Source organism: Hymenobacter cyanobacteriorum (genome assembly GCF_022631375.1).
In the GTDB taxonomy this organism is placed as follows: Bacteria; Bacteroidota; Bacteroidia; order Cytophagales; family Hymenobacteraceae; genus Hymenobacter; species Hymenobacter cyanobacteriorum.
Map to the genome: position 1 here is coordinate 726990 of NZ_JALBGC010000001.1, position 24742 is coordinate 751731.

21 protein-coding genes and 1 tRNA gene are annotated in these 24742 nt (G+C 62.9%); 12 read left to right on the forward strand and 10 right to left on the reverse strand.

Annotated elements, in window-relative coordinates:
• Positions 1-1311: a flexirubin biosynthesis putative acyl-CoA ligase FlxY gene (gene flxY, locus MON38_RS03115; RefSeq protein ID WP_241934670.1), complete on the forward strand. Its 1311-nt coding sequence runs from the start codon at positions 1-3 to the stop codon at positions 1309-1311.
• On the opposite strand, the gene MON38_RS03120 is transcribed toward flxY, so the two are convergent.
• The 3 genes from MON38_RS03120 to MON38_RS03130 all read right to left on the reverse strand — a co-directional run bounded on the left by MON38_RS03120 (position 1274) and on the right by MON38_RS03130 (position 4545).
• A complete protein-coding gene (locus MON38_RS03120) occupies positions 1274-2521 on the reverse strand; it encodes an NAD(P)/FAD-dependent oxidoreductase (RefSeq protein WP_241934671.1) in 1248 nt (415 codons plus the stop codon). The genes flxY and MON38_RS03120 overlap by 38 nt on opposite strands.
• 119 nt (positions 2522-2640) lie before the next feature.
• Positions 2641-4326 carry a phytoene desaturase family protein gene (locus MON38_RS03125; RefSeq protein ID WP_241934672.1) on the reverse strand — a complete coding sequence of 562 codons (1686 nt, stop codon included), beginning with the start codon at positions 4324-4326 and terminating at the stop codon, positions 2641-2643.
• Positions 4327-4472: 146 nt separating this feature from the next.
• Positions 4473-4545, reverse strand: a tRNA-Lys gene (locus tag MON38_RS03130).
• Positions 4546-4871: 326 nt separating this feature from the next.
• On the opposite strand from MON38_RS03130, the gene MON38_RS03135 reads away from it, so the two are divergent.
• The 3 genes from MON38_RS03135 (at position 4872) to MON38_RS03145 (ending at position 7020) form a co-directional block, all read left to right on the forward strand.
• Positions 4872-5390 (forward strand): SH3 domain-containing protein, encoded by a 519-nt coding sequence (locus MON38_RS03135; protein WP_241934673.1) that lies wholly within the window; start codon positions 4872-4874, stop codon positions 5388-5390.
• Between the two features lie 47 nt (positions 5391-5437).
• Positions 5438-6262: an MOSC domain-containing protein gene (locus tag MON38_RS03140; RefSeq protein ID WP_241934674.1), complete on the forward strand. Its 825-nt coding sequence runs from the start codon at positions 5438-5440 to the stop codon at positions 6260-6262.
• Between the two features lie 92 nt (positions 6263-6354).
• Positions 6355-7020, forward strand: a complete 666-nt coding sequence (locus MON38_RS03145) for a DUF2461 domain-containing protein (protein ID WP_241934675.1) — start codon at positions 6355-6357, stop codon at positions 7018-7020.
• 172 nt (positions 7021-7192) lie between these two features.
• On the opposite strand, the gene MON38_RS03150 is transcribed toward MON38_RS03145, so the two are convergent.
• Entirely contained in the window at positions 7193-7816 is a 624-nt protein-coding gene (locus MON38_RS03150; protein ID WP_241934676.1) for a deoxynucleoside kinase, read from the reverse strand.
• A gap of 132 nt (positions 7817-7948) precedes the next feature.
• Here MON38_RS03150 and MON38_RS03155 point away from each other — a divergent pair, with 132 nt between their 5' ends.
• From MON38_RS03155 to MON38_RS03165, 3 genes are all read left to right on the forward strand, one after another.
• Positions 7949-8377 (forward strand): hypothetical protein, encoded by a 429-nt coding sequence (locus MON38_RS03155; protein WP_241934677.1) that lies wholly within the window; start codon positions 7949-7951, stop codon positions 8375-8377.
• Between the two features lie 127 nt (positions 8378-8504).
• On the forward strand, positions 8505-9038 hold the full coding sequence (locus MON38_RS03160) for a GNAT family N-acetyltransferase (RefSeq protein WP_241934678.1): 534 nt from the start codon (positions 8505-8507) through the stop codon (positions 9036-9038).
• Between the two features lie 135 nt (positions 9039-9173).
• On the forward strand, positions 9174-9404 hold the full coding sequence (locus MON38_RS03165; protein ID WP_046243298.1) for a CDGSH iron-sulfur domain-containing protein: 231 nt from the start codon (positions 9174-9176) through the stop codon (positions 9402-9404).
• Between the two features lie 71 nt (positions 9405-9475).
• On the opposite strand, the gene MON38_RS03170 is transcribed toward MON38_RS03165, so the two are convergent.
• The 4 genes from MON38_RS03170 to MON38_RS03185 all read right to left on the reverse strand — a co-directional run bounded on the left by MON38_RS03170 (position 9476) and on the right by MON38_RS03185 (position 14238).
• The gene (locus tag MON38_RS03170) at positions 9476-12115 is read right to left on the reverse strand and encodes a hypothetical protein (protein ID WP_241934679.1); all 2640 of its coding nucleotides are present in this window, start codon (positions 12113-12115) and stop codon (positions 9476-9478) included.
• 177 nt (positions 12116-12292) lie between these two features.
• Positions 12293-12802: a GNAT family N-acetyltransferase gene (locus MON38_RS03175; RefSeq protein ID WP_241934680.1), complete on the reverse strand. Its 510-nt coding sequence runs from the start codon at positions 12800-12802 to the stop codon at positions 12293-12295.
• 30 nt (positions 12803-12832) lie between these two features.
• On the reverse strand, positions 12833-13873 hold the full coding sequence (locus tag MON38_RS03180) for a hypothetical protein (protein WP_241934681.1): 1041 nt from the start codon (positions 13871-13873) through the stop codon (positions 12833-12835).
• A 110-nt stretch (positions 13874-13983) separates the two neighbouring features.
• Positions 13984-14238: an acyl-CoA-binding protein gene (locus MON38_RS03185; protein ID WP_241934682.1), complete on the reverse strand. Its 255-nt coding sequence runs from the start codon at positions 14236-14238 to the stop codon at positions 13984-13986.
• A 191-nt stretch (positions 14239-14429) separates the two neighbouring features.
• Here MON38_RS03185 and MON38_RS03190 point away from each other — a divergent pair, with 191 nt between their 5' ends.
• The 3 genes from MON38_RS03190 (at position 14430) to MON38_RS03200 (ending at position 17984) form a co-directional block, all read left to right on the forward strand.
• Positions 14430-15722, forward strand: coding sequence for a metal-dependent hydrolase family protein (locus tag MON38_RS03190; protein WP_241934683.1), 1293 nt, complete (start codon positions 14430-14432; stop codon positions 15720-15722).
• A 205-nt stretch (positions 15723-15927) separates the two neighbouring features.
• Positions 15928-17109: a zinc dependent phospholipase C family protein gene (locus tag MON38_RS03195; protein ID WP_241934684.1), complete on the forward strand. Its 1182-nt coding sequence runs from the start codon at positions 15928-15930 to the stop codon at positions 17107-17109.
• Between the two features lie 134 nt (positions 17110-17243).
• Positions 17244-17984, forward strand: coding sequence for a peptidylprolyl isomerase (locus MON38_RS03200; protein ID WP_241934685.1), 741 nt, complete (start codon positions 17244-17246; stop codon positions 17982-17984).
• A gap of 218 nt (positions 17985-18202) precedes the next feature.
• Here MON38_RS03200 and MON38_RS03205 read toward each other — a convergent pair whose 3' ends face one another.
• The gene (locus MON38_RS03205; protein WP_241934686.1) at positions 18203-20302 is read right to left on the reverse strand and encodes a M13 family metallopeptidase; all 2100 of its coding nucleotides are present in this window, start codon (positions 20300-20302) and stop codon (positions 18203-18205) included.
• A gap of 172 nt (positions 20303-20474) precedes the next feature.
• Positions 20475-22535 (reverse strand): M13 family metallopeptidase, encoded by a 2061-nt coding sequence (locus tag MON38_RS03210; protein ID WP_241934687.1) that lies wholly within the window; start codon positions 22533-22535, stop codon positions 20475-20477.
• 177 nt (positions 22536-22712) lie between these two features.
• Here MON38_RS03210 and xseA point away from each other — a divergent pair, with 177 nt between their 5' ends.
• Together xseA and xseB are read left to right on the forward strand one after the other, a co-directional pair.
• Positions 22713-24065: an exodeoxyribonuclease VII large subunit gene (gene xseA, locus MON38_RS03215; RefSeq protein WP_241934688.1), complete on the forward strand. Its 1353-nt coding sequence runs from the start codon at positions 22713-22715 to the stop codon at positions 24063-24065.
• Positions 24066-24124: 59 nt separating this feature from the next.
• Entirely contained in the window at positions 24125-24454 is a 330-nt protein-coding gene (gene xseB, locus MON38_RS03220; RefSeq protein WP_241934689.1) for an exodeoxyribonuclease VII small subunit, read from the forward strand.
• The last annotated feature ends 288 nt before the right edge of the window (positions 24455-24742 follow it).

Consider the following 24742-nt stretch of genomic DNA (forward strand, 5'->3'; position numbering starts at 1 on the left):
ATGTCGCCGTTGGAACACGCCTCGCGGGCAGAAATTGACGCCTACCAAAATGCGGCGTTAAAGCAACTGCTAGCCTATTTGCAGGCAAATTCGCCCTTCTATCAGCGCCGTTTTGCGGAGTTGGGTTTAGAAATAGCCGACATCAGAACCACCGCCGACTTGATGCGGCTGCCCACCACCAGCAAGCAGGATTTGCAGGCGCACAACTGGGAGTTTCTGTGCGTGCCGCGCCGCAAGGTGGCCGAGTATTGCAGCACTTCAGGCACGCTGGGCCGCCCGGTTACCATTGCCCTCACCGGTAACGACCTCGCCCGGCTGTACCACAACGAGTACCTCTCCTTCGCCTGCGCCGGCGGCCAGCCCGACGACGTGTACCAGCTACTGCTCACGCTCGACCGGCAGTTTATGGCCGGCATCGCCTACTACGGTGGCATTCTGAAATCGGGGGCCAGCGTGATTCGCATGGGCCCCGGCAATATAGCCGCCCAGTTCGACACCATTCGGGAGCTTCAACCCACGGTGCTGGTAGCCGTGCCCTCATTCGTGGTGGCGCTGGTAGCCCACGCCGAAGCCACCGGCTTCGACCTGAATGCCAGTTCCGTGCGCCGCATCATCTGCATCGGCGAAAGTATTCGCGACGAGCAGCTGCAGCCCAACGCACTCGCCCGCCGCATCACCGAGGCCTGGGACGTACGCCTGCATTCCACTTACGCCTCCACCGAAAAACAGACGGCCTTCACTGAGTGCAGCCACGGCGCGGGCGGCCACCACCAGCCCGAGTTGCTGATTTTTGAAACCCTCGATGAAAGCGGCCAGCCGCTGCCCGCCGGGCAGTTTGGCGAGCTCACCATCACCACGCTGGGCGTGGAGGGCATGCCCCTGCTGCGCTACCGCACCGGCGACATCTGCACCTACTACGACACGCCCTGCGCCTGCGGGCGCACCACTCGGCGGCTCGGCCCCATCGTGGGCCGGCGGCAGCATTTGCTCAAATACAAAGGCACCAGCCTCTATCCGCAGGCCATTTTCAACGTGCTGAACACGTTTGGCGAAGTGGCTGCTTACGTGGTTGAAGCCCGCACTTCGGATTTAGAAACCGACGAGCTGGAAATCAGCGTAGCGCTGGCGGCCGGCGTTGACGAAACCGCCGTGCTCGACCGGCTGCGCGCGGCGTTGCGGGCAGCCCTACGCGTGCTGCTGCCGCTGCGGGTGCAGCCGCTGGCCCAGGTGCTGGCCCGCCAGAACCCCGGCGACTCGCGCAAGCCGGCCCGGTTTATCGACCTGCGTCGGCCTCGGCCTCCATTCGAATAATATTGGCCAAGGGCTTGAGCACGCGGCTGTGCTGGCGCACGAAGGGGTTGTTGAGGTCCCAGACGTAGCCGGCCAGCACCGAGCAAATCTGCTTCTTGATTTCCGGGTCGGGGTTGGGCGCGAAGATGATGTCCTGCAGCGAGCCGTCGTACCAGCCCATCACGTACGAGCGGAACGTGTTGACGCCCTGCTGGGTCGGCTCGACGTACTCGCGCTGCCAGTCGATGGTTTCGCCGGCCAGCTGCCGACACACCAGCGTGGCCGCCTTATGGCCCGATACGGTGGCCAGCGTCACGCCCGACGAGAAAATGGGGTCCAGAAACTCGGTCACGTTGCCGGTGAGCACGAAGCCCTCGCCGAAAAACTGGTTGGTCGTGACGGACCAGCCTTCCAGCGTGCGCGGCTCGAATACGAAGGCGCTGTCGCCGAAACGCTGGTTGGTGTAATCGTTGGATTGAATAATGGCGCGCAGCTTCTGCTCGGCCGTGCCTTCAAACTCTTCGAAAAACGACGGATTGGCCACGAAGCCGACCGAGGTTTTGCCCGTCGAGAACGGGATGACCCACACCCACACGTCGGGCCGGTGGGCAATTACGGTGATGCGGTTGGGCTCGTCGAAGAGGAAGCGGTTGGGGTCTTCGAAATGGGCGAACATGGTTTTGCGCCCCGGCAGGTTCGAAGGCCGGTCGAGTTTGAACAGGCGCGGAATCACGCGCCCATAGCCGCTGGCATCGATGATGAAACGGGCCTTGATTTCCTTCTCGGAGCCGTCGGGGCAGGTCACGCGGGTGGTCGAGTCGGTGCCGTCGAATTGAATGGCGGTGACTTCGGTTTCAAATTCCAGCGGAATGCTCATGCGCTGCACCTCATCGGCCAGCACCTGGTCGAAGTTGGCGCGCGGCACCTGCCAGGTCTGGCTCCAGCCTTCGGTAAACTTGTTGGAAAAGTCGAAATCGGCCACCTGGTCGCCCTTCACGAACTTGGCCCCGAACTTCTCCTGAAACCCCTGCGCCCGCAGCGCCGGCAGAAAGCCGGCCGCATCAAGCGCCTCCATGCAGCGCGGCAGCAGGCTCTCGCCAATCACGAAGCGCGGGAACTGCATTTTCTCCACCATTTTCACCGAGTAGCCTGCCTGCTTCACAATAGAAGCCGCCACCGAGCCCGACGGGCCCGCGCCAATCACCAATACATCAACGTATTCAGTAGTCATACTCGTTATTTTCTGGAAGAAAACGGCGCAAGCAGTTGCCAGAACCGGGCGGAATAAAAGCTATACAAGGGTACTGCCATCAAAGATAACAGGGCAAGCCCGACGCTTACAAGGGCCCGCTAGGGTTGCGGCTGCGAGTGCAGGCGGCGCGCCCGGTCACGCCGCTTCTGGTGCACCCATTCGGGCCAGGTGGCGGGGTCTTCGGCCTCGTACACGCGCACGGCCTGGCCGGGCTCGGGCACCAGCTGCGCATCCATGCTCGAATTCAGGATGCGCGCCGCCGTCTGCACGCCCGAATAGGTAGCGCCAGCCACGCCGTGCGACAAAATGCTGGCCCCGCAGAGGTACAAACCCTCAATTTCCGACTTGTTGCCGAATGCAAAAGGCCCCGTTTGCCGGAAATTCTTCTCGGTGCCGTACACGTTGCCGCGCGTGGATTGCACGTAAAATTCGTTCGTGAGCGGCGTGCCCAGCTCCTGCGTCACAATGTGCGCCCGGATGCCCGGCACGGCCTTTTCCACGCTGTTCAGCAGCTTTTCGATAATGCGTTCCTTGAATTGCGCGTAGGCGCTGGTGTGGTAGTCGCCGCCCTTGTCAAACGTTTCAAACGCCTTGAAATCGAGAAACGTAACGACTTCGAGGCAGTGGTGGCGGCCATCGAAGCTCGCCGGGTCCTTGATGGTCGTGCAGCTGATGAACAGCGCCGGAAACTCGTCTTCGGCCAGGATATCGGCGGCCTTCATCTCGCTAAACAGCTTGTCCAAATCGGGGTGGCGCAGCATCCAGATGTTGCCCGAATCGAGCCCGGCCGCGCGCACGTCCATGTCCACCACCAGAAATAGCATCAGCGACGTCACCGAGTAGCTGGTTTTGGCCAGCTTGGCCAGCAGCTTCGGGCTGAGGTGCTCGTGGCCGACCATGCCGTAGGTTTTGGCTGGGTCGGCATTGGATATAATACGCTTAGCCCGAATAATCTCGCCCGAAGCCAGCTCCACGCCCACAGCGCGGGTTTTCTTCGGGCCAGCCGGCTCGGTGAGGATGCGGCGCACGGCGGCGCTGGTGCGCACTTCGCCGCCGTGCCGCTTCAGGGTCGAGGTCATGGCCTTCACCAGGGCCGCACCGCCGCCGCTGGGGTAGAAGCCGCCGGCCTGGTAGTGGCCCATCACGGCGCAGTGCAGCGGGAAGCTGGCCAGCGCTGGCGGCAGGCCGTGGTCGCCGCACTGCACGTTGAGGATACCCTGTAGCAGCCGGTCCTTGATGTGCCAGTCCATCACGCGTTTCAGCGAAAACAAACCGTACTTACCCAGTTGCGCGGTCCGGAACGGGATGGTGATGTTGTCCCAGAAACCGCTCATCTTCGGAATCAGGTGCAGCTGCTCGTTCACCTGGCGCACCACGGTGAGGTATTTGCGCAGCCCCTCCCGCTCGTGCGGAAACCGAGCCGCCAACTGCTCATACAACTCCTCAAAATCGGCCGGCAGGTCTACCCGCTCGTTGCCAATCCAGCAGTGCTCGTAGGCCGCCGGGTTCATGCGGAAGAACGTGAGGTTGTTGGCAATTCCCAAGCCTTCGTAGAGCTGGCGCGTGCCCTGCCCCGGCCCCAGCAGGCCCAGGTAGTGCACGCCAGGGCTGAAACGGTGCCCGTCGAGGTAAAAGCTGTGGCACCAGCCGCCGGGCACGTAGTGCTGCTCGAGCACCAGCACATGCTGGCCGGCCCGCGCCAGGCAAATGGCCGCCGCCAACCCGCCCGCTCCCGAGCCAATGATAATCGTATCGTATTCCGCCATGTCGCGCAGCTGTTTCAAATCCCAGAATACCGGCTCAGCCTACCCGGCCTGCCAGCAGGACGGGAAATTACGCGCAATTGCGCATCCGCCGCCAACTTGCTCACGGGCCAGACCCCGGAAAATGAAAACGCCCCATCCTGTTTCCAGAATGGGGCGTTATGCTGTGATCCCGCTGGGATTCGAACCCAGGACCCGTACATTAAAAGTGTACTGCTCTACCAGCTGAGCTACAGAATCGGTACCTTGCACCTTGGAAGGGCGTTTCCTTCTTTGGTGGCACAAAAGTAGTACGGCCTTCCGGATTACACAACTCTGCCCGTAAAAAAAAGCCTCTCCTTCTTATCGTGCGTGCCCTTTTCCTCTTCTTAACCCTGCTGCCTTTCTGGGCTTTGGGTGCAAATCCCGGGGCAAAAAAAATTTTAACATTCCCGCAATCTGTGGCTGTGCCAACGCCGGCGCGAGCCGATTCTTTGTTTGCCACCGGGCAGTATGGGGCCGCTTTTCCCGGATATCGGGACCTGGTTTGGCAAAAAAAGCGCGCTTCGCCGGAATTATTATTGAAAATGGCCTACGCGCAGCAGCAGCTTGGCCACTATCCGGCCGCCTTGCTCTACCTGAGCATGGCCCAGGCTCGCCAGCCGCGCGTGCGTACCTGGCAGCAGCTAGCCTCGCTGGCTGCCCAGCACCGGCTGGTGGGCTACCCCAACACCTGGCAGCAGGAGCTGCGGGTGCAGGCCCAGCGCTACTACTACCCGGGGCTGCAGGTTTTACTGGTGGGAGCTGTGATAGCGGCTGTGGGGCTGCTGCTGCGCCGCAGCGGGCGCGGGCCGTGGGTGGGCTTTGCGGCCTACTTGGTTTTGCTAGGTGCTTACCTGCACCTGTTGCGGCCGGCGCCAGCGGGGCTGGTGTCGCGGGCCGGGGCGGCCCTGATGGCCGGGCCGGGGGCCAGCGCCGCTTGGCTGAGCACTGCCGCGCTGGGCGACCGCCTGCCCGTGCTCGGGCGCGAAGACATCTGGTACCGGGTACAGTGGCAGCAGCGCGTGGCCTACGTGCGCGCTACCGACCTGCTGGTGGTAGAATAAAGCCGGGCGCATTCGCACGCTTGGCGCGGGGCCGGTACTTTTGCAGCATGCCAACCGCCCTTACCCTGACCGGCCTGTACTTATACCCCGTAAAATCCCTCGGGGGCTATGCCGTGGCCGAAGCCGATGTGACAGCCCGCGGCCTGCGCCACGACCGCCGCTGGCTGCTCGTGGACGAGCGCAACCGCTTCCTCACGCAGCGGCAGCACCCGGAGCTGGCACTGCTGACGTTGGCCCCGGCCTACAACGGCTTTTTGATTTCGCACCGGCAGCGGCCCGAGTTGCTGCCGCTGTTTATTCCTTTTGAAGCCCAGCCCGACCGCACGCTATTTGTGACGGTGTGGGACGATATTCTATGGGCCTGGCGCGGAGCCGCGGAAGCCGATGAGTGGCTGAGCGCAGCCCTGGGCCGCCCCTGCCGCCTGGTGTACATGTCGGATATGGTGCGGCGCGACGTGGAGCCCGACCTGAACCCCGAAGGCCATCTCGTGAGCTTTGCCGATGGTTACCCCTTCCTGCTGGCCGGCGAAGCGGCGCTGGACGACCTGAACACGCGCCTGCCCGAGCCCGTGCCAATGAACCGCTTCCGCCCCAACCTGGTGTTTGGTGGCGGCGAGGCGTACGAGGACGATGCCTGGGAGCGGTTCCAAATCGGCGAGGTGCCGTTTCGGGCGGTGCGGGGCTGCGGGCGGTGCGTGCTCACCACCATCGACCAGCAGACGGCGCAGAAAAACCCGCTGGGCGACCCACTGCGCACCCTGGCCACCTACCGCAAGGCTGAAAACAGCACGTTGTTTGGCCAGAACGTGACCGGGCCCGGCCACGGCCGCCTGCGCGTGGGCGATGCCGTGACGGTATTGAGCCGCAAGTAGCAGGTAGCATCGGGCTGGCAATTTTAGCAACTCCTGGCGCGCGGGCTGCGTTGGGAAATGCCGCGCCCGCTTTCGGCCGCGCTATTTGCCTGATGGAACTGGATTATCTGCTCGATTTTATGGCCCGGCTGGCGGCCAACAACACCACGGCCTGGATGGCCGAGCACCGCCCCGACTACCAGCGTGCCCGCGCCGCCTGCACCGAACTGGTGCGCCAGGTGCTGGCCCGCGTGGCCGCCACCGATGCCGACCTGGCCAACCTCACACCTACTGATGTGATGTTTCGGCTGCACAAAAACGACCGCAGCCAGCGCGACCCCGAACCCTACAAGCGCCGCATGGGTGCGGGCCTGAAGCTGGGCGGCCGCCATGCGCCGCGCGCCGGCTACTTCATCGCCATTCAGCCGGAAGGACGCAGCTGGCTGGGCGCGGGCACCTTCCACCCTACTCCGGAAATGCTGGCGGCCATCCGGCAAGAAATTCACTACAGCCCCGACGAGTTTCATCGCCTGCGGCAGGCGCCGGAGTTGTTGCGCCATTTCCCAGCGGGGCTCGATACGACCGGGCCGCAACTGACACGGCCGCCGCGTGGCTACGCGGCTACCGACCCCGACGTGGCCTGGCTGAAGCTAAAAACGTTTGGCGTGGGGAAATTTTACACCGATGCCGAGGTGCTGGCCCCGGGATTTGTGGCCCAACTGGTGGCCGATATTGCAGCAGCGCGGCCGCTGGTGGATTTCTTTAATGCGGCGCTGTGAGGCATTGGCAACTGGCTTTGGGATGAGCCAAAATAGAACGTCATGCTGAGCGCAGTCGAAGCATCTCTACTGCACAGCGCAATCCTTTTGATGGGATTACTACTGCGGTAGAGATGCTTCGGCAAGCTCAGCATGACGCCCTGTTGTATTCTCGTCGGCCCGCTACAAACACTTAGAACAGCCCGAACAGGGTGTTGTCAATCTTTTCGATGATGGTACCCAGGTCTTCGGGGTTGCGCACGTAGTCGAGCTCGTTCACGTCGATGATGAGGCTGCGGCCGGCGCTGTAGGTGCCAATCCACTTCTCGTAGTGCTCGTTGAGGTTTTTGAGGTACTCGATGCTGATGGTGTTCTCGTAGTCGCGGCCGCGCTTTTCAATCTGGCCGATGAGTTTGGGCAGGTCGGCGCGCAGGTAAAGCAGCAGGTCGGGCGGGGCCACGAGGTCCACCATCGACTCGAACAGGGCGTAGTAGTTGTTGTAGTCGCGGGTTTCGAGCAGGCCCGACTCGTGCAGGTTGGCCGCGAAGATGTGGGCATCTTCGTAGATGGTGCGGTCCTGAATGATGCCCTTGCCCGCCTTCTGCAACTCTTTGATGCGCTGCGTTTGGCGGAACCGACCGTTGAGGAAATACACCTGCAGATGGAAGGCCCAGCGGGGCATGTCGTGGTAAAAATCCTTCAGGTACGGATTGTCGTCGACGTCTTCCAGAAAAACTTCCCAGCGGAAATGTTGAGCCAACTTATGAGCCAGCGTGGTTTTACCGGCCCCGATGTTGCCGACAATGGCAATGTGCATGTGCTGCGAACGAAAAAGGTACTAAATAGCAGAACCCCAAAGATAGCAGCCCGCAGCAGTCGCGGGCATCGGCAAGCGGAACCTTTTTAGTATTGTTGCATTGTACGTATTTTCAACTGCATTCCTCCCACTATGGTCGCAACCGATACCCAACCCGTGCTCGCGCTGAATGACCGTTACGGGGCGCCGCTAGCCGAATTTTACTACCTTCCGCAAGGCCGCGTGCTGTACGTGCACTGGCACGGCAACCTTACGGCCGACGAAGTTATTCGGGCCGTGACGGAGGGCTCGACGCTGATGGCGCGCTACCCCTTCACGCGGGTGCTGAACGACAAGCGCGAAACCAGCGGCGACTGGAGCGAGGCCCTGCCCTGGCTCGAATACGAGTGGCTGCCGCTGGCCGTGGCCGGGGGCATCCGGGCCATTGCCTACCTGCTGTCGCCCGATTTGGAATCGCAGATTGTGAGCCAGGAATTTATGGAAGACATTGGCCGGCAGGTGCACACGGCCTTGTTTCTGCACGAGGAGCCGGCGCGGCTTTGGCTGTTGCAGCAGCAGTAAATTTCGGGCTGTCCGGCCGGGTCAACGCGCTGAACAGCCTGCCCCAACGGCCGAAGCGGGCGGGCCGTATGCAAGTGGGCGGGCCGGTTTCGGTTTTTTCGCCGCAATTTCGTGTTTTACCGCTAGTATGACTTCTGACGCCCCTGCCGCGCCGCCGCGCATCGAGCCCGCCACGCTCGCCGACATTCCCACCATCATCCGGCTGGCCGAGGCTACCTGGGAACCTACCTACCGCTTCATCATTTCGGAGGAGCAGTTGGAATACATGTACCGGGTGATTTACTCGCCGGCCGCCCTGAAACGGCAGATGCAGGAGCAGCATCACGTGTTTCTGGTGGCGTATGTGGAGGGCGAGCCGGCCGGCTTCGCCTCCTTCTCGCCCCAGCCCGCCGAGGCCGGTGCCGACGGTGCCACCGGCTACAAGCTGCATAAGATTTACGTGCTGCCCACCCGCCAGGGCCAGGGCCTGGGCCAGCACCTCATCGAAGCCGTCGAAAACGCCGCCCGCGCCGCCGGCGGCCACTTCCTCGACCTGAACGTGAACCGCTACAACCCGGCCATTGCCTTCTACGAGCGGCGCGGCTTCGAGCGCCAGCGCGAGGTGGACGTGCCGATTGGGCCGTATTTTATGAACGACTACATCATGCGGAAGAAGTTTTGAGGGTTGAGTTTTAAGGGTTGAATGTTGGGTTGCTATCCAGTCTTCAACCCTGAATTTCTAGCTCATCCTTCAGCCCTACAAAACCCGACGCTTCCAACTCAACATCCAACCCTCAAAACCCAACCCTTCAGTACAATGGCCACCAAACTCACCGTACTTTCCAACGGCTCGCTCCGCGTAGAGGGCGAAGACATCGAACTCGTGGATGCCCAGGGCCAGCCCTACGGCCTCGGCGGCCGCCAGCGCATCAGCATCTGCCGCTGCGGGCTCTCCAAGCAGAAGCCGTTCTGCGACGGCTCGCACAAGGGCCACTTCGAGCACGACGCCACGGCGTTCGACCTGCCCGCGCCCAAGCCGGCCGTGTAAGCTGACAGTGAAGCACGAAAAAGCCCGCTGACCACTTGGCCAGCGGGCTTTTTCGTTTGACGCCGTTTGCTTTATTCCACCACCAGGCGCTGGCTTAGCTCGCCGCAGCGCAGCAGGTAGGTGCCGGCGGGCAGCCCGCGCAGGTCGAGCACGGCCTCGGAGCCGGCCGGGGCGGGGTACTGACGTACCAGCCGGCCCAGTGCGTCGGTCAGCGCAATAGGCTGGCGGACGGCGGTGGCGGGCAGGCGCAGCGTGGCCGTGCCGTGGGCCGGGTTGGGGAAGAGCTGCGCGGCCGGCGCGGCTTTCGCGGCGGCGGTGGCCAGCGGGGCGGCGGGGTCGTAGATGGCGAAACCAACCATCACCTTACTCCCATCGCCGGTAGCAACGAAGTTGCCGCCCGCATACAGTTTGCCAGCAGGACCTGCGGCCAGTGCCGAAACTGTAAGGTTCAGGCCGGTACCTAAGCTGCTCCACGCCGTGCCGTCCCATTTGGCCACGTTGTTTGCCGCGCTCCCACCCGCCTGCGTAAAGTTGCCGCCAACATATACTTCCCCATTGCTTGCCATCGCCAGCGCATCTACCCGGCCGAAGTTGACCACGCCCGCACCCAGGCTGCTCCAGGCGGTACCGTTCCATTTGGCTACGTTAGCCGCGGCCACCCCGCCGGCCTGGCTGAAGTAGCCGCCCACGTACACCTCGCCGCTGCTCGTCAGGGCAAGAGCATTCACGCTGCTGAAGTTGCCGCTCACCCCGTTGTCGGTGCCGGTGCCCAGGCTGCTCCAGGCAGTGCCGTTCCATTTGGCTATGTAATTGGCGGCCGTGCCACCGGCCTGGGTGAAATTACCGCCCACGTACACGTCGCCGTTGCTGGCTACAGCCAGCGCGGCAACGTTGCTGCTGCCGCCCGTATTGCCGCCAATTCCGGTGCCCAGGCTGCTCCAAGCGGTACCGCTCCATTTGGCGACGCCATTGGCGGCCACCCCGCCGGCCTGGGTGAAGTAGCCACCCACGTACACCGCCCCGCCGCTCGCCAACGCCAGTGTGTTCACACTGCTGGTCAAGCCGTTGCCGGCGCCTGTACCCAGGCTGCTCCAGGCAGTGCCGTTCCATTTGGCTATGTAATTGGCGGCCGTGCCACCGGCCTGGGTGAAATTACCGCCTACGTACACGTCGCCGTTGCTGGCCACAGCCAGTGCGTTCACGCTGCCGTTGACGCCATTGCCTGCGCCGGTGCCCAGGCTACTCCAGCCCGTGCCGTTCCACTTCGCTACGCCGTAGGCCGCGGTACTGCCAGCCTGCGTGAAGGTGCCGCCCACGTACGCGTCGCCATTGCCTGCTAAAGCCACCGCGAGCACCCGGCCGATGCAACCGTTGCCCGCGCCTGGGCCTAGGCTGCTCCATACCGCGCCGCGCCACTTGGCCATGCCGTTGGCCAACGCTCCACCGGCCTGGATGAAATCGCCGCCCACGTACACGTCCCCATTGCCGGCCACCGCTACTGCGTTGACGAAACCGTCCACGCCATTGCTGTTGCCCGCGCCCAGGCTGCTCCACGCCGTGCCGTTCCAGCGGGCAATGCCGCTGGCTGTAGTTCCACCGGCCTGGGTGAAGTTGCCACCGGCGTACACCTCCCCGTTGCCCGCCACGGCCAACGCCCGCACTTGTCCGTTGACGCCATTGCTGTTGCCCGCGCCCAGGCTGCTCCACGCCGTGCCGTTCCAGCGGGCAATGCTGTTGGCTGTAGTTCCACCGGCCTGGGTGAAAGCCCCACCCACAACGATATCCCCGTTTCCGGCCACTACCATGGCCCGAATGATGCCAGCGCTGCCGCTCACGCCATTGCCCAGGCTGCTCCACGTGGTGCCGTTCCATTTCGCCACGCCGTTGGCGGCGGCACTACCGGCCTGCTTAAACTCCCCGCCCACATACACGTCGCCATTGGCTGCCACCGCCAGCGTATTCACCGTACCGCCGTAGCCGTTGCTGCTCACGCCATTTCCTGCCCCAGTGCCCAAGGCGCTCCACACCGTACCATCCCACTTGGCGATGCTATTGGCGGCCACCGTGCCCGCATGGGTAAAGTAGCCCCCCGCGTATAAGTCGCCGTTGTTGGCCAAAGCCAGCGCAAACACGCTGCCGTAGTAGGCCCCCGCACCTAAGCTGCTCCACGCGGTGCCGTTCCATTTGGCCACGTTGTAAGCGGGCACGCGGCCGGCTTGCCTGAAATTGCCGCCCACGTACACCTCGCCACCATTCGCCACTACCAGCGCATCCACGGTCCCATCCACGCCGTTATCGACTCCCGTGCCCAGGCTGCTCCACGCGGTGCCATTCCATTTGGCCACGCTGCTGGCTACCACATTCCCGGCCACGCGGAAACTGCCGCCGATGTATGTGTCGGTTCCCGCCGCCACCACTGCGTATACCGTTCCGTCGGTACCATTCGGCAAGTTGAACCCATCCGCCCACCGCTCATCCCCGGTCCCCTTCGCCCCCGCCGGCCGAAACACCGGCTGCCCATCGGGCGCGGTGCCCATCCGAAAGGCACGGGCATCGAACGAGCCCGCCGCCCCGGCTTGCAACGTGCCATCGGGGTTGAGCGCTTCGGCTAAGGAGCGGCCGGTAGCGGTTGGACCGGCCGTGGCCCGCGCCGCGCTTAGCCATCGCATCAACAGTACCAACAGCAGCCAGAGGGGTAAACAATGCTTCATAAAAACAGGAAAGGGAAAAAGAGGCTGAAAGATAACCTCGCCGCCGGTGGTTGCGCACCGCAAAGCGACTTGAAAAAAGCTCGACTTTTTAACAGTTGCTCTTTAAAAGGCGTTGGAATACCTGGAATGGGTTGGCGTGGCCGAATCTGGCCGCAGCCCAAGCAATTACATGAGGCCTCACGCCGACTCCGGCACCCGGCGCAAGACATACGCTACCGCCTCCCCGGGCAGGTCGGCCGTTTCAGCGAATCCCAGCCGCTCCAGCAGCCGGATGGCTGCTTCGTTTGGCCGGGTCGTTACCGCCACTAGTTGCGCCAGCTTCATTTCATGCAAGCCAAAATCAATGGCCAACTGCATGGCCGCGCGCATCAGGCCCAGGCCCCGAAATGCCGGTTTCAGCACACAGCCCAGTTCGCCGGTGCTGTGTGCAAAGCCGCGATAGAAGCCCAGCGTGCCCACCACTTCCGCCGTTGCCACGCGCACAATGGCCCAATGAATGGCGGTGCCCAGCTGGTAGTCGGCCGCAATTCTGGCCTGCATGGCGGCGGCTTCCGGCGGGTTTTGGGCCGGGCGCGCGTCGTAAAAAGAAATTTCGAACAGGCTTTCGGCATCGGCGGGCTGCACCGGCCGCAACAATACCGTGGCCGAAGCCAATACCGGGAAGCGGGAATAAGGCGGCAGGTTCATTACCGGGCGGGCATTAAGCAGGCGCGCAAATTACCCCGCCACCCGGCGCAGCTGCGGCCCGAGCATCTGCCACAGGTTTTGGCGCACCACGTCGCCCATCGAGTCGCAGCGGTCGAAGGCGGTGGTGTGATGGAAGCGGTTGAGCTCGGCCCGGAGCTGGGCCACCTTGTCGGGCGGGGCCAGCTCGTGGCGGCGCATGGCTTCGAGCAAATCGCGCAGGCGGTGGCGGTCGGCGCGGGCGCGGCGGGCCATCAGGGCGCGCTCCTCGGCCTGGTACTGGCGCAGGGTTTCGGGCTTGATGTGGCGGGCGCACATGGCCACCACCTCGCCGTTGTCCTTGAAAAACTGGGGCAGGTACATGGCCCGGCGGCCCTCGTAGCTCTGCTGGTCGAAGTCGATGGCCCGCACCCGGTACTGCTCGTCCTCGAAATCGGGCGTCACGGCAATGACGTAGTTGTAGGCGCGCATGTCGCCCAGCAGCCGCACAAAGCAGCGCTCGTTGAACTTCACGAACTCCTTGGCAATGCGCACTTGGTTGAGCTGCGGCTGGTTGAGGTGCTTTTTGATGAAGTCATCGCCGGGAATGCCCACGATGTGCTCCTCAATCAGCGTGTCGCCGCTCACCAGAAAGTTGATGGAATTGGGCGACAGCAGATGCTCCAGCTCCAGCCCGTAGAGGCGAGAGGCGTCGGCCTTCTTCACATAAAAGTAGTCGTAGTTGTCGTTGAGCTGGTTCACAATCCGCACCCGAAACGGCTGCGAGTTGCCGAACTCGCAGTAGTCCACGCGGTCGGCCACCAAGTGCTCGGTGAAGCTCAAATCCCCCGCCGTTTTCAGCAGCGCGTACACCTCCGTGAGGCCCTGGCTAAGCTCGCGCAGCGTCTGCGGCTCATAGTACACGGTTTGCCAAAGCGTGTCGGTTCCGGCTCGGTCGAGCAGTGCAAACGAGCCGGTGAACTGCCGCAACTCGGCGTAGGTCACGGGCAGCGTGGTGTCGCGGTCGTAGTCGCGCAGGTACTGGCGCAGCTCCGGCGAAATGGGGTACGGCGGCTTTTTGCGGGAGATGTCCAAAGGAAGAGTTGAGTTTTGAGGATTGAGTTTTGAGTTGATGAATGGGGTAAAAAGCAAAGATGAATCGTTGGTGCATTCAACACACAACCCTCAAAACTCAACCCTTCAACCTATCCCGCCAGCTCGCTCACCAGCTCCACATACTGCTGGCGGGCAGCCTCCTTGCTGGTGCCATGCAGGCCCTTCCAGGCATCGTACTTGGCAATGGCTTTGAAGTCGAAGCCGCCGGGGCGGTCACCGCTCACGTCGCCTTCGGTGGCTTGCTTGTAGAGGGCATAAAGCTGGAGCAGCACCATGTTGCTGGGTTTGGTGGGCAGCTGTTGGGCGCGCTGGCTGGCAGCTTCAAATTCGGCTTGCGTGGTCATGTTGGGGGGGATTGGTGAATTGCGGAGGTATTGGTGACTACGTGCAAAGAACGTCATGCTGAGCGCAGTCGAAGCATCTCTACTGCGCAAGTAATTTAATCGTTGTATCGAAGCGGTAGAGATGCTTCGACTGCGCTCAGCATGACGTTCTTTGAATCCACTAATCCGCTCACCCCACCAACCCACCACGTATGACACGCACCTCTATTCTGCTTCTCGCCGCCGCGCTGCTGGCCGCCCCGGCCGCCTTCGCCCAGAAAACCCTGCTGCACTGCGGCCGCCTGCTCGACGTGCGCAGCGGCAAGCTGCTCAGCCAGCAAACCATCGTGGTGGAGAAGGACCGCATCACGGCCGTGCAGGCCGGCTACACCGCCGCCAGCGGCCCGCAGGACAACGTCATCAACCTCGAAAACCGCACCGTGCTGCCCGGCCTCATCGACTGCCACGTGCACCTGGAGTCGACGCCCAGCCGCAACAATTTCCGCGAAGGCTTCACCCTAAACCCCGCCGACATCGCCTTCCGCGCCCAGATTAACGCCCTGACGACGCTGCGGGCCGGCTTCACCACGGTGCGCGACTGCGGCGGCTCGGGCGTGAACACCAGCCTGCGCAATGCCGTGGCCCAGGGCCTCGTGCCCGGCCCGCGCATTTACTCGGCGGGCATGGCCATTTCGGCCACCGGCGGCCACATGGACGACACCGATGGCCTCAACGAAGACCAGATAACCAAGGCCGGCCACCCCATCAACCTCGCCAACGGCCCCGACCAGTGCCGCCAGGCCGTGCGCGAGCAGTTCAAGCGCGGGGCCGACCTCATCAAAATTGCCAGCACCGGCGGCGTACTCGATTTGAGCAAGGACGGCACCGGCGCCCAGTATTCGGAAGAGGAAATCCGCGCCATCGTTTCTACCGCCCGCGACCTGGGTTTGCGCGTGGCCTGCCACGCCCACGGGGCCGAGGGCATCAAGCGCGCCGTGCGGGCCGGCGTAACGAGCATCGACCACGGCTCGCTAATGGACGACGAAGCCATCAAGCTGATGGCTAAAACCCGCACCTGGTACGTGCCCACGCTCATCGCCGGCAAGTCGGTAGCCGACACCGCCCGGCTGCGGCCCGGCTACTTCCCGCCCGTCATCGCCCGCAAGGCGCTGGAAGTGGGCACCAAAATGCAGGGCACCTTCAATCGGGCCAACAAGGCGGGCGTGCGCGTGGCCTTCGGTACCGATGCCGGCGTGTTCCGCCACGGCCAGAATGCCCGCGAGTTCGGCTACATGGCCGAGGCCGGCATGTCGCCGCTCGAAACCATCCGCACCGCGACGCTGAATGCGGCCGAGCTGCTGGGCGAAACGGCTGATTTGGGCTCCCTTGAGGCCGGCAAGTTTGCCGACATCGTGGCCGTGGACGGCGACCCGCTGCAGGACGTTTCGGCGATGATGCGGCCGGTATTTGTGATGAAGGCGGGCGTGGCCTACCGGCAGGAGTAGCGTATTCTGTCATCCTGAGCGCAGCGAAGGACCTTCTCACGTTCGCATCGGCAGCATTCCTGCGAGTCGTTCCAGCGTGAGAAGGTCCTTCGCTGCGCTCAGGATGACACAAAGGCCCCATACCTCACCCAACCAAAATGTGCCGGCCGTTGCCGAACTTTGGCCGGGCCGCTGGCCTTTCCCCACTACATCAATTCCCACTTATATGAAAAAAACGTTGCTATCGCTGCTCATGCTGGCCTTGATGCTGGCGGCCGGCACGGCCAGCGGCTGGGGCTTCTTCGGCCACCGCACCATTACGCAGATTGCCGTGTACGACCTGCCGGCTTCGCTGCAAGCCTTCTACTACCGCAACATGCCGGAGCTGGTGCGCCTGAGCACCGCCCCCGACGAGCGCCGCAACTCCGACCCCAACGAAGCGCCCAAGCACTACATCGACATGGACCATTATTCCGAAGAAGACCCCTTCGGCAAAGTGCCCCGCCAGTACGACCAGGCCACGTCGAAATACACGGCCGACACCCTGAAAAAGTACGGCACCGTGCCGTGGGTGGTGATTGAGATGAAGGACAGCCTGACCGAGGCCTTCCGCAACCGCGACACCACCAACATCATCCGCTACTCGGCCGAGCTGAGCCACTACGTGGGCGATGCCTTCGTGCCGCTGCACACCACCATCAACTACGACGGCCAGCTCACCGACCAGAAGGGCCTGCACTCGCTCTGGGAAAGCCAACTGCCCGAGCGGTTCATCACGACCTACAACCTGGCCAGCGAGCCCGCCAAGTACATCAAAAACCCGCTCGATGCCATCTGGACGGTGCTGGGCCAGAGCTACGGCTTTCTGGGCGAAACCTTCGACCGGGCCCTGAAAATCGAGAAAACGATGAAGCCCGAGGTGCGCTACACCTTCTCGCACCGCTACGGCAAAACCTCGCGCCGCTTCTCCGACGCCTTTGCCGACCAGTACGACAAGGCCGTGGGCGGCATGGTCGACTACCGCCTGCGTTCGGCTCCGAACCTGGTATCGTCGCTCTGGCTCACGGCCTGGCAGGATGCCGGCAAGCCCGACCTCAACGCCCTGATGCACCCCAACAAGCCCACCAAGGACGAGCGCGAAAAGCTCGCCACCGAACTGGCCGCCTGGAAAAAGGGCACCATTGCGCAGGACCAACTGCTGCTGGCCCAGCAAAAAATGAAAAAGGTGGAAACGGTGGAAACCATCAAATCGGCCCGCGACATGGGCGATAATTCGGCTCCGGCCGACAACGCCGACAAGCCCACGCCCGCCGCTGCCGATGAGGACGCGCCCGGCTTCGACAAGGTGAAGGTGAAAACCAAAAGCCGCACCGGCACGCAAAAAACCAAGGAAAAAACCGACGAGTAACCGGCTGCTGAAAAAGCGAAGAGTTAAAAGTGAAGAGTTAAAAGTTGAAACACCCTTTCGTCTGGGCTTTAACTTTTAACTCTTCACTTTTAACTCTTTATCATTTACTAGAAAACTGCATTAATCCGATTTCTATGCGACTTCCTGCCGCCGCCGGCCCGCTGCTGCTGGGCCTGAGCCTGCTGGCCGCCTGCAACCAAACGCCCCCCGCCACCGCGCCTGCCGCCACCAAACCCGTGGTACCCGGCCCCGACCTGGCCACCCTCACCGACAGTGCCGCGCCCGCCGCGCTGCTGGCCTACGGCCGCCAGTACCCCGGCTCCGAAGTGCTGGTGAAGACGCGCCTGGGCAACATTCGGGTGCGGCTGTACGACGACACGCCCATCCACAAAGCCAACTTCCTGCTGCTGGCCCGCAAGGGCGTGTTCGACGAAACCATGTTCAACCGCGTGGTGAAGGATTTTGCCGTGCAGGGCGGCCAAACCTACGGCGCCCGCACCATCCGGCTGAAGCGCTACCGCCTGCCGCCGGAAATCCGACCCAACCATTTCCACCAAAAAGGCGCGCTGGGCATGGCCCGCTACGACGACGAGCAAAACCCCGGCCGCCTGTCGTCGAACACCGATTTTTACTTCGTGGTAGGCGAAAAGCTCGCCCCCAACCAGTCGCAGGCCATGGCCGGCCGCAAGCTCACGCCGGCCCAAGTGCAGGCCTACGCCAAGGTGGGCGGCGTGCCCTCGCTCGATGGCCAGTACACCGTGTTCGGCGAGGTTATCGAAGGCCAGGACGTGGTGGATAAAATATCTAACCAGCCCGTGGAGTCGGACAAGTGGCCGGTGGAGGACATTAAGATGAAGGTGGAAGTAGTGAAGTGAGGAATAATTTGATTTGCCTGTCATCCTGAGCGCAGCGAAGGACCTTATCACTGATGAACCAATCGTTCTAACGTTACAAGGTCCTTCGCTACGCTCAGGATGACAGTTACTTTCCCTCCAGAACGTAAAAAGGCCCGCCCCCAGGGGGAGCGGACCTTCTCTTATCGGGCGCGGAAATGTTTTTCCGTGCTTGATTCAGCTAACCCTAAGCAAACAGCTTACCAAATTTTGGCGCGGTTGGAAGCCGAGCGCACCATTTTGTCGCCGTCTTTGCAGTTGAAGGCCTTGTGGAACTCCGGGAAGTTCTGCAGCGGCCCGATGGTGCGGAACTGGCCCGGCGAGTGCGGGTCGGTTTGCACGAGCTGGCGGGTGGTTTCGGGGCGCTGGTTGATGCGCCAGATTTGGGCCCAGCTCAGGAAGAAGCGCTGCTCGGGCGTAAAGCCGTCAATCAGTTTGCCGGCCTTGGCCTGCGGGGTTTTCATGAAGGCCGCGTAGGCAATGGTAAGGCCGCCGAGGTCGGCCAGGTTCTCGCCCATCGTCAGCTTGCCGTTCACGTGCACCGAGTCGAGCGGCGAGAAGCCGTCGTACTGCTTGCCCACCACGTCGGCTTTGGCCATGAATTTCTCGCCGTCCTCCTTGGTCCACCAGTCGCGCAGGTTGCCTTCCGAGTCCACTTTGCGGCCTTGGTCGTCGAAGCCGTGGGTCATTTCGTGGCCGATGACCGCGCCAATGCCGCCGTAGTTTACCGCGTCGTCGGCGTTGGGGTCGTAGAAGGGCGCTTGCAGGATGCCGGCCGGAAACACAATCTCGTTCAGGCTGGGGTTGTAGTAGGCGTTCACTGTGGGCGGGGTCATGCCCCACACCGTGCGGTCAACGGGCTGGCCAAACTTGCTGAGGCGGTCCATCGTGTTGAATTCCGACACGGCAAACAGGTTGTTCAGCGCGCTTTCGCGGCTCACGGTCAGCTTCGAATAGTCCTTCCACTTATCGGGGTAGCCGATTTTCACCACGAAGGCGTTCAACTTTTTAAGCGCTTCGGCCTTGGTGGCGGCGCTCATCCACTCGGTGGCCTGAATGCGCTCGGCGTAGGCCTGACGCATGTTTTCCACCATCATTTTAGCCTTGGCTTTGGCGGCAGGACTGAAATCCTGGTCTACGTAAATCTGGCCGAAGGCTTCGCCCAGCGCGCCGTCGGTGGCGGCAAAAGCGCGTTTCCAGCGGGCCTGCGGCACCTTGGCCCCGCTCGTTACCTGCGAGAATTTGAAGGCCTCGTCCACGTACGCCTTCGGCAGCGCCGAAGTCACGCCTTCCACTAAGTGCCAGCGCAGGTACTGCTTCTGGTCGGCAATGGGCTCGTCCTTCATCATGGCGTTGGCCTCTTTCAGGTACTCGGGCTGGCCCACGATGATGTCCTTGGCCCCGCTCAGGCCGCTTTCCTTCAAGCGCAGCGGAATGTCGAGGTTGGGGTAGTCGGCAGCCACCTGGGCCACGGTCATCTTGTTGTAGTTCTTGTCGCGGTCGCGCAGGGCCACGCGGTCACGGCTGGCTTTGGCCATACGGGTTTCGATGCGCATCACGGCATCGGCGTTGCGCTCGGCCGTGGCTTGGTCGTCGCCCAGCAGCTTAAAGGTGTTCACCTGGTAGGTGCGGTAGGCCGTGCGAATGGCTTTCGAGCGGGCGTCGTCCTTCAGGTAATAGTCGCGGTCGGCCATGGTCAGGCCACCCTGGCTCATCTGCACGGCGTACTGCGTGCTGTTTTTGGGGTCTTGGCCCACGCCCAGGCCGTACCAGCCCTTGCCGTAGTTGCGCGGGTCGGCGAGGTAGCGCTGCACGCCGGCCACGTCCTGGATGGCGTTAATCTTATCGAGGCGGGGCTGCAGGTATTTCAGGCCGGCACGCTCCACGGCCATGCTGTCCATGGCGGCGGCGTAGAAGTCGCCCACTTTCTGGGCGTTCGAGCCGGGCTTGGCGGTGCGGTCGGCGGCTACCTTATCGAGAATGCCGTGCACCACGTCGCGGTTGCGGTTGCGCAGCACGTTGAAGCCGCCCCAGCCCGTTTCGGAGGCCGGAATGGGGTTGTTTTTCATCCAGTTGCCGTTGGCAAACCGGTAGAAGTCGTCGCAGGGCTCCACCGTGCGGTCGAGGTTGGCCAGCGTGATGCCCACGCCCGACTGGCCGGTCGTAGCGGGTACGGTCGTTTTGGTTTTAACGCCGTTGGTTTTGGTTTTGACCTTGGTCTGGGCCTGGGCTGCGCCGGCGGCCAGCCCCAGCACTGCCGCCGACAAGGCGGTAGCGCGGATAAAAGAAGATGTTGTCATATTTGAATGAAATTGAGCAAAACATTAAGAAGCGCAAGTTACAACCGGCTGCGCTTCACGAAAATCGTAAAAACAAAAAAGGAAGAATGAGGAATTCGCAATACCGCTTTTTCCTCCACTCTTCCTTTTCGCTACCGGGTTATGGCGTGGGCCATACTTTTTATGGTGCTGCTTACCAGATTTTAGCCCGCTCGGCCTGGGCGCGCATCATCTTGCTGCCGTCTTTGCAGCCGAAGGCCTGGTAGAACTCGGGCATATTTTGCAGCGGGCCGATGGTGCGGTACTGGTCGGGCGCGTGCGGGTCGGTGAGGATGAGCTGACGCGTCATTTCGGGGCGCGTGTTGCTGTGCCACACTTGGCCCCAACTCACGAAAAAACGCTGGTTGGGCGTGAGGCCATCAATTGGCTGCGCTGCCTTCGCTTGGGGCGTTTTCTGGAACGCGGCGTAGGCGATGGTGAGGCCGCCGAGGTCAGCCAGGTTTTCGCCCATCGTGAGCTTGCCGTTCACATGCACCGAGTCCATCGGCGAGAACGCATCGAACTGCTTGCCCACCACTGCCGCGCGCTGGTTGAATTTTTCGCCGTCCTCCTTGGTCCACCAGTCGCGCAGGTTGCCCTGAGCATCGTACTGGCGGCCCGTATCGTCGAAGCCGTGGGTCATTTCGTGGCCGATGACCGCGCCGATGCCGCCGTAGTTCACCGCATCATCGGCCTTGGGGTCGTAGAAGGGCGCCTGCAGAATGCCGGCCGGAAACACAATCTCGTTCATCGGCGGGTTGTAGTAGGCATTCACCGTGGGCGGGGTCATATCCCACTCGCCCCGGTTAATCGGCTTGCCAAAGTGGTTGAGCTGGTCGCGGGTAGCCCACTCGCGCGCGGCCAGCAGGTTGTTCAGGTACGATTCGCGACTTATGGTCAGGGCCGAATAGTCCTTCCACTTGTCGGGGTAGCCAATCTTTACCGCAAAGGCGTTGAGCTTTTTCAGCGCTTCCGTTTTGGTGGCGGCGCTCATCCAGTCGGTGGCCTTGATGCGCTCGGCGTAGGCGGTGCGCAGGTTTTCAATCATCTGCTTGGCCTTGGCTTTGGCGGCCGGCGTAAACTCTTTGTCGACGTAGAGCTGGCCAAAGGCCTCGCCCAGGGCACCGTCCGTCGAGGCCTGCATGCGCTTCCAGCGGGGCTGCTGCTGCTTGGCGCCGCTGGTTACCTGCGAGAAGCGGAAAGCCTCGTCGCCAAACGCTTTGGGCAGCGCACCCGTCACGCTGCGCACCAGGTGGAAGCGCAGGTACTGCTTCTGGTCGGCAATGGGCTCGTCCTTCAGCATGGCGCTCACTTCCTTCAGGAATTCGGGCTGGCCCACAATTACTTCCTTGGCCGTGCCCAGCTGATTGTCCTTGAGTATAAGCGGCAGGTCGATGTTGGGGAAGGCGGCGTTGGCTTCGGCCACCGTCATCTTGTGGTAGTTGGCGTTGGGGTCGCGCAGGTCCACGCGGCTCTTGCTGGCCTTGGCCAGGCGCGTTTCGATGCGCTGCACGGCCGCGGCGTTGGCTTTGGCCGTGGCTTCGGAATCGCCCAGCTGCTTAAAGGTGTTCACGAGGTAGGTATCGAAAGCGGCGCGAATGGCCTTCGAACGGGCGTCGTCCTTCAGGTAGTAGTCGCGGTCGGCCAGCGAAAGGCCGCCCTGGCTCATCTGCACGGCGTACTTGGAGCTGATTTTATCGTCCTGCGCCACGTAGAAGCCGTACCACACGCTGCCGGCGTGGGCCTTGGGGTCGGCCAGAAAACGCTGCATCTCGGCCAGGTCCTTGATGGCCGCAATGCGGTTAAGGTGGGGCTGCAGGTATTTCAGGCCCGCAGCCTCGATGGCCGCCGAGTCCATGGCCGAGGCGTAGAAGTCGCCTACTTTTTGCGCGTTGGTGCCTTTAGCGGCTTTGCCCGCATTCTTAGCCGCGTCATCCAGAATGCCGCGCAGTACGGTTTGGTTGTGGCCGTACAGCACGTTGAAGGAGCCCCAGCGGCTTTCGGCGGCGGGAATGGGCGTGTTTTTGAGCCAGTTGCCGGAGGCGTAATGATAGAAATCCTCGCAGGGATTTGCCGTCATGTCCATGTTGGCGAGGTCGATACCGACGCCTTTTTGCGCCGGTTTGGCGGTTTGGGCCGAAGCACTGGTAGCTACCAGGCTGCCGAGTCCGAGTACGGCCAGGCTAAGCCGCCGGGCCATCGAAGTTGAAAACATGCAGGGAATGTTGGGTTGGGAAATGATGCCGTGAAGGTACAGACAGGGCAATAGCGGCACGGTTGCACCAACGCCACAACATTTGGCACTGGTTCCGGATAAGGCATTCGATTGCGCCAACGCCCCGTACCTGGCCGAGCGGCCAACGCCGCCACTGGCCCGTAACTTGCGCCCCTTATGCCCCTCTACAACCGCCGCCCCGAACTGCCCCTGGCCCCCGCGCCCGCGCCGCTGGGCCTGGCCGACCTGCTGAGCCAGGTGCGCCTGGTGCTGCAGCGGCAGCTGGCCGAGTCGTACTGGGTGGTAGCCGAAGTGTCCGACCTCACCGTGCCGCGCTTTGCCGGCGCGCACTGCTACCTCACCCTCACCGAGCAAACCACCGACTCGCGCGGCATGCCCATGAAGGCCCAGGCCCGGGCCACGCTCTGGAGCCAGCGCTACCAGCAGCTCGCGCCCGCGTTCGAACGCGCCACCGGCCAGCCCCTGCGCGCCGGCCTGAAGCTGCTGCTGCGCGTGCAGGTGCGCTTTCACGAGCAGTACGGCCTGAGCCTCGACGTGGTGGCCATCGACCCGAGCTACACCGTGGGCGAGCTGGCGCTGCTGCGCCTGAAAACCCTGCGCCAGCTCGAAGAAAAAGGCCTGCTGGTGCGCCAGCAGGCGCTGGCCCTGGCGCTGGCCCCACAGCGGCTGGCGGTCATCTCCTCCCCCACCGCCGCCGGCTTTCAGGATTTTGTGCAGCAACTGCGCGAGGCCCCGTATGATTTTGCCCTCACGCTTTTTCCGGCCACCATGCAGGGCGACGAGGCCCCGGCCAGCATCCGGGCGGCGCTGGAGGGCGTGCGGGTGCGGCGCGGGCAGTTCGATGCCGTGGTGCTGATACGCGGCGGGGGCAGCCGCACCGACCTGCTGGCGTTTGATGAATACGGGCTGGCGGCGGCCGTGGGCGCGTTTCCGCTGCCGGTCCTCACGGGCATCGGGCACGAGCGCGACGAGGCCGTGGTGGACCTTACCGCCCACCGCGCCCTGAAAACGCCTACCGCCGTCGCCGCCTTCCTAGTGGATAGGCTGGCCCGGCTCGAAGCCGCCATTCTGGGTCTGGGCGAGCAGGTGGTGGCCGCCGCCCGCCGCCAGCTCAGCCAGCGCCACACCCGCCTCGACCAGTTGGCCGGCCGCACCCGCTACGCCGCTCAGGGCCAGCTCGATGCCGCCCACGACCGCCTGCGTGCCCGTGCCCGCCAGGCCGCGCAAGGCCCCCGCGAGCAGCTGCGGCAGCTGGGCCAGGGGCTGGAGCGGTTCCGCCACCAGCTGCCGCGCGCCGCGCGCCGCGCCCTGGCCCGCGAGCAACGCCACCTGCGCCAGCGGGGCCGCCAACTGCTGCGCCGCTTCGCCCGCCACCACCAGCGCCGCCGCGAAACCCTGCTGCGCCGCCGCTACCAATTGCAGCTGGCCCTGGAGCGCACGCTGCACCGGCAGGAGCTGCGGCTGGCCGTGTTAGGTGCGCGGCTGCCGGTCGCAAAGCCGGAAGCATAGCCAGGCCGCTGCTGGCACCGAATAGTAACAACTGACAACAAATCACTGACAACCCGATAATGACCTACCGCGAAGCCATCGAAGAGCTCGAAACCATTTTGCGCGCCCTCGAAACCGATGCGGTGGACGTGGACGACCTCACGACGCGCGTCGAACGCTCGGCCGAGCTCATCCGCCTCTGCCGCCACAAGCTGCGCCACGCCGAAGCCTCCCTCGACCGCGTGTTCGACTCGCTGGATGAAGACGAGGAAAACGAAGAAATGGAAGAGGGAGAGAACGACGCCGAAGACGACGAAGTGGAAACTGACGAAGACGACGCTGACTCCGACGACGAAGATGAAGACGATGAGCACGACCACCTGCCCGGCGGTCCTGGCCGGGCGTGGTAGTTGCGGTCCAGGGCAGTATCGGCTTCGCACGCGGCCGCTGGCGGCAAAGTCCGATTGAACCATGAGACCTATTTTTCAGTAACAATCAGCCGTTTAACGCACGAATAGCTGTATATATTGACCGCAATGGGTTGGCAACGGACCAACTGCCGCTGTCTTCACCGTTATTTGTCGTTTCGGCTCCTTTCCACTGTCAGCCAAACCCACTGCTTTGCAGGCAGCGGGAGGGCTTTCGATTCTTTTGCGCAACTTGCCGTTGTCCGGGCATTCACGTGGCTCATCTGTCTC

Bases quoted from the DNA above. Each gene is read 5' to 3' on its own strand.
- flxY (WP_241934670.1), top strand. From the start codon at position 1: ATGTCGCCGTTGGAACACGCCTCGCGGGCAGAAATTGACGCCTACCAA.
- MON38_RS03120 (WP_241934671.1), bottom strand. From the start codon at position 2,521: ATGACTACTGAATACGTTGATGTATTGGTGATTGGCGCGGGCCCGTCG.
- MON38_RS03135 (WP_241934673.1), top strand. From the start codon at position 4,872: ATGGCCTACGCGCAGCAGCAGCTTGGCCACTATCCGGCCGCCTTGCTC.
- MON38_RS03140 (WP_241934674.1), top strand. From the start codon at position 5,438: ATGCCAACCGCCCTTACCCTGACCGGCCTGTACTTATACCCCGTAAAA.
- MON38_RS03145 (WP_241934675.1), top strand. From the start codon at position 6,355: ATGGAACTGGATTATCTGCTCGATTTTATGGCCCGGCTGGCGGCCAAC.
- MON38_RS03150 (WP_241934676.1), bottom strand. From the start codon at position 7,816: ATGCACATTGCCATTGTCGGCAACATCGGGGCCGGTAAAACCACGCTG.
- MON38_RS03155 (WP_241934677.1), top strand. From the start codon at position 7,949: ATGGTCGCAACCGATACCCAACCCGTGCTCGCGCTGAATGACCGTTAC.
- MON38_RS03160 (WP_241934678.1), top strand. From the start codon at position 8,505: ATGACTTCTGACGCCCCTGCCGCGCCGCCGCGCATCGAGCCCGCCACG.
- MON38_RS03165 (WP_046243298.1), top strand. From the start codon at position 9,174: ATGGCCACCAAACTCACCGTACTTTCCAACGGCTCGCTCCGCGTAGAG.
- MON38_RS03170 (WP_241934679.1), bottom strand. From the start codon at position 12,115: ATGAAGCATTGTTTACCCCTCTGGCTGCTGTTGGTACTGTTGATGCGA.
- MON38_RS03175 (WP_241934680.1), bottom strand. From the start codon at position 12,802: ATGAACCTGCCGCCTTATTCCCGCTTCCCGGTATTGGCTTCGGCCACG.
- MON38_RS03185 (WP_241934682.1), bottom strand. From the start codon at position 14,238: ATGACCACGCAAGCCGAATTTGAAGCTGCCAGCCAGCGCGCCCAACAG.
- MON38_RS03190 (WP_241934683.1), top strand. From the start codon at position 14,430: ATGACACGCACCTCTATTCTGCTTCTCGCCGCCGCGCTGCTGGCCGCC.
- MON38_RS03195 (WP_241934684.1), top strand. From the start codon at position 15,928: ATGAAAAAAACGTTGCTATCGCTGCTCATGCTGGCCTTGATGCTGGCG.
- MON38_RS03200 (WP_241934685.1), top strand. From the start codon at position 17,244: ATGCGACTTCCTGCCGCCGCCGGCCCGCTGCTGCTGGGCCTGAGCCTG.
- MON38_RS03205 (WP_241934686.1), bottom strand. From the start codon at position 20,302: ATGACAACATCTTCTTTTATCCGCGCTACCGCCTTGTCGGCGGCAGTG.
- MON38_RS03210 (WP_241934687.1), bottom strand. From the start codon at position 22,535: ATGTTTTCAACTTCGATGGCCCGGCGGCTTAGCCTGGCCGTACTCGGA.
- xseA (WP_241934688.1), top strand. From the start codon at position 22,713: ATGCCCCTCTACAACCGCCGCCCCGAACTGCCCCTGGCCCCCGCGCCC.
- xseB (WP_241934689.1), top strand. From the start codon at position 24,125: ATGACCTACCGCGAAGCCATCGAAGAGCTCGAAACCATTTTGCGCGCC.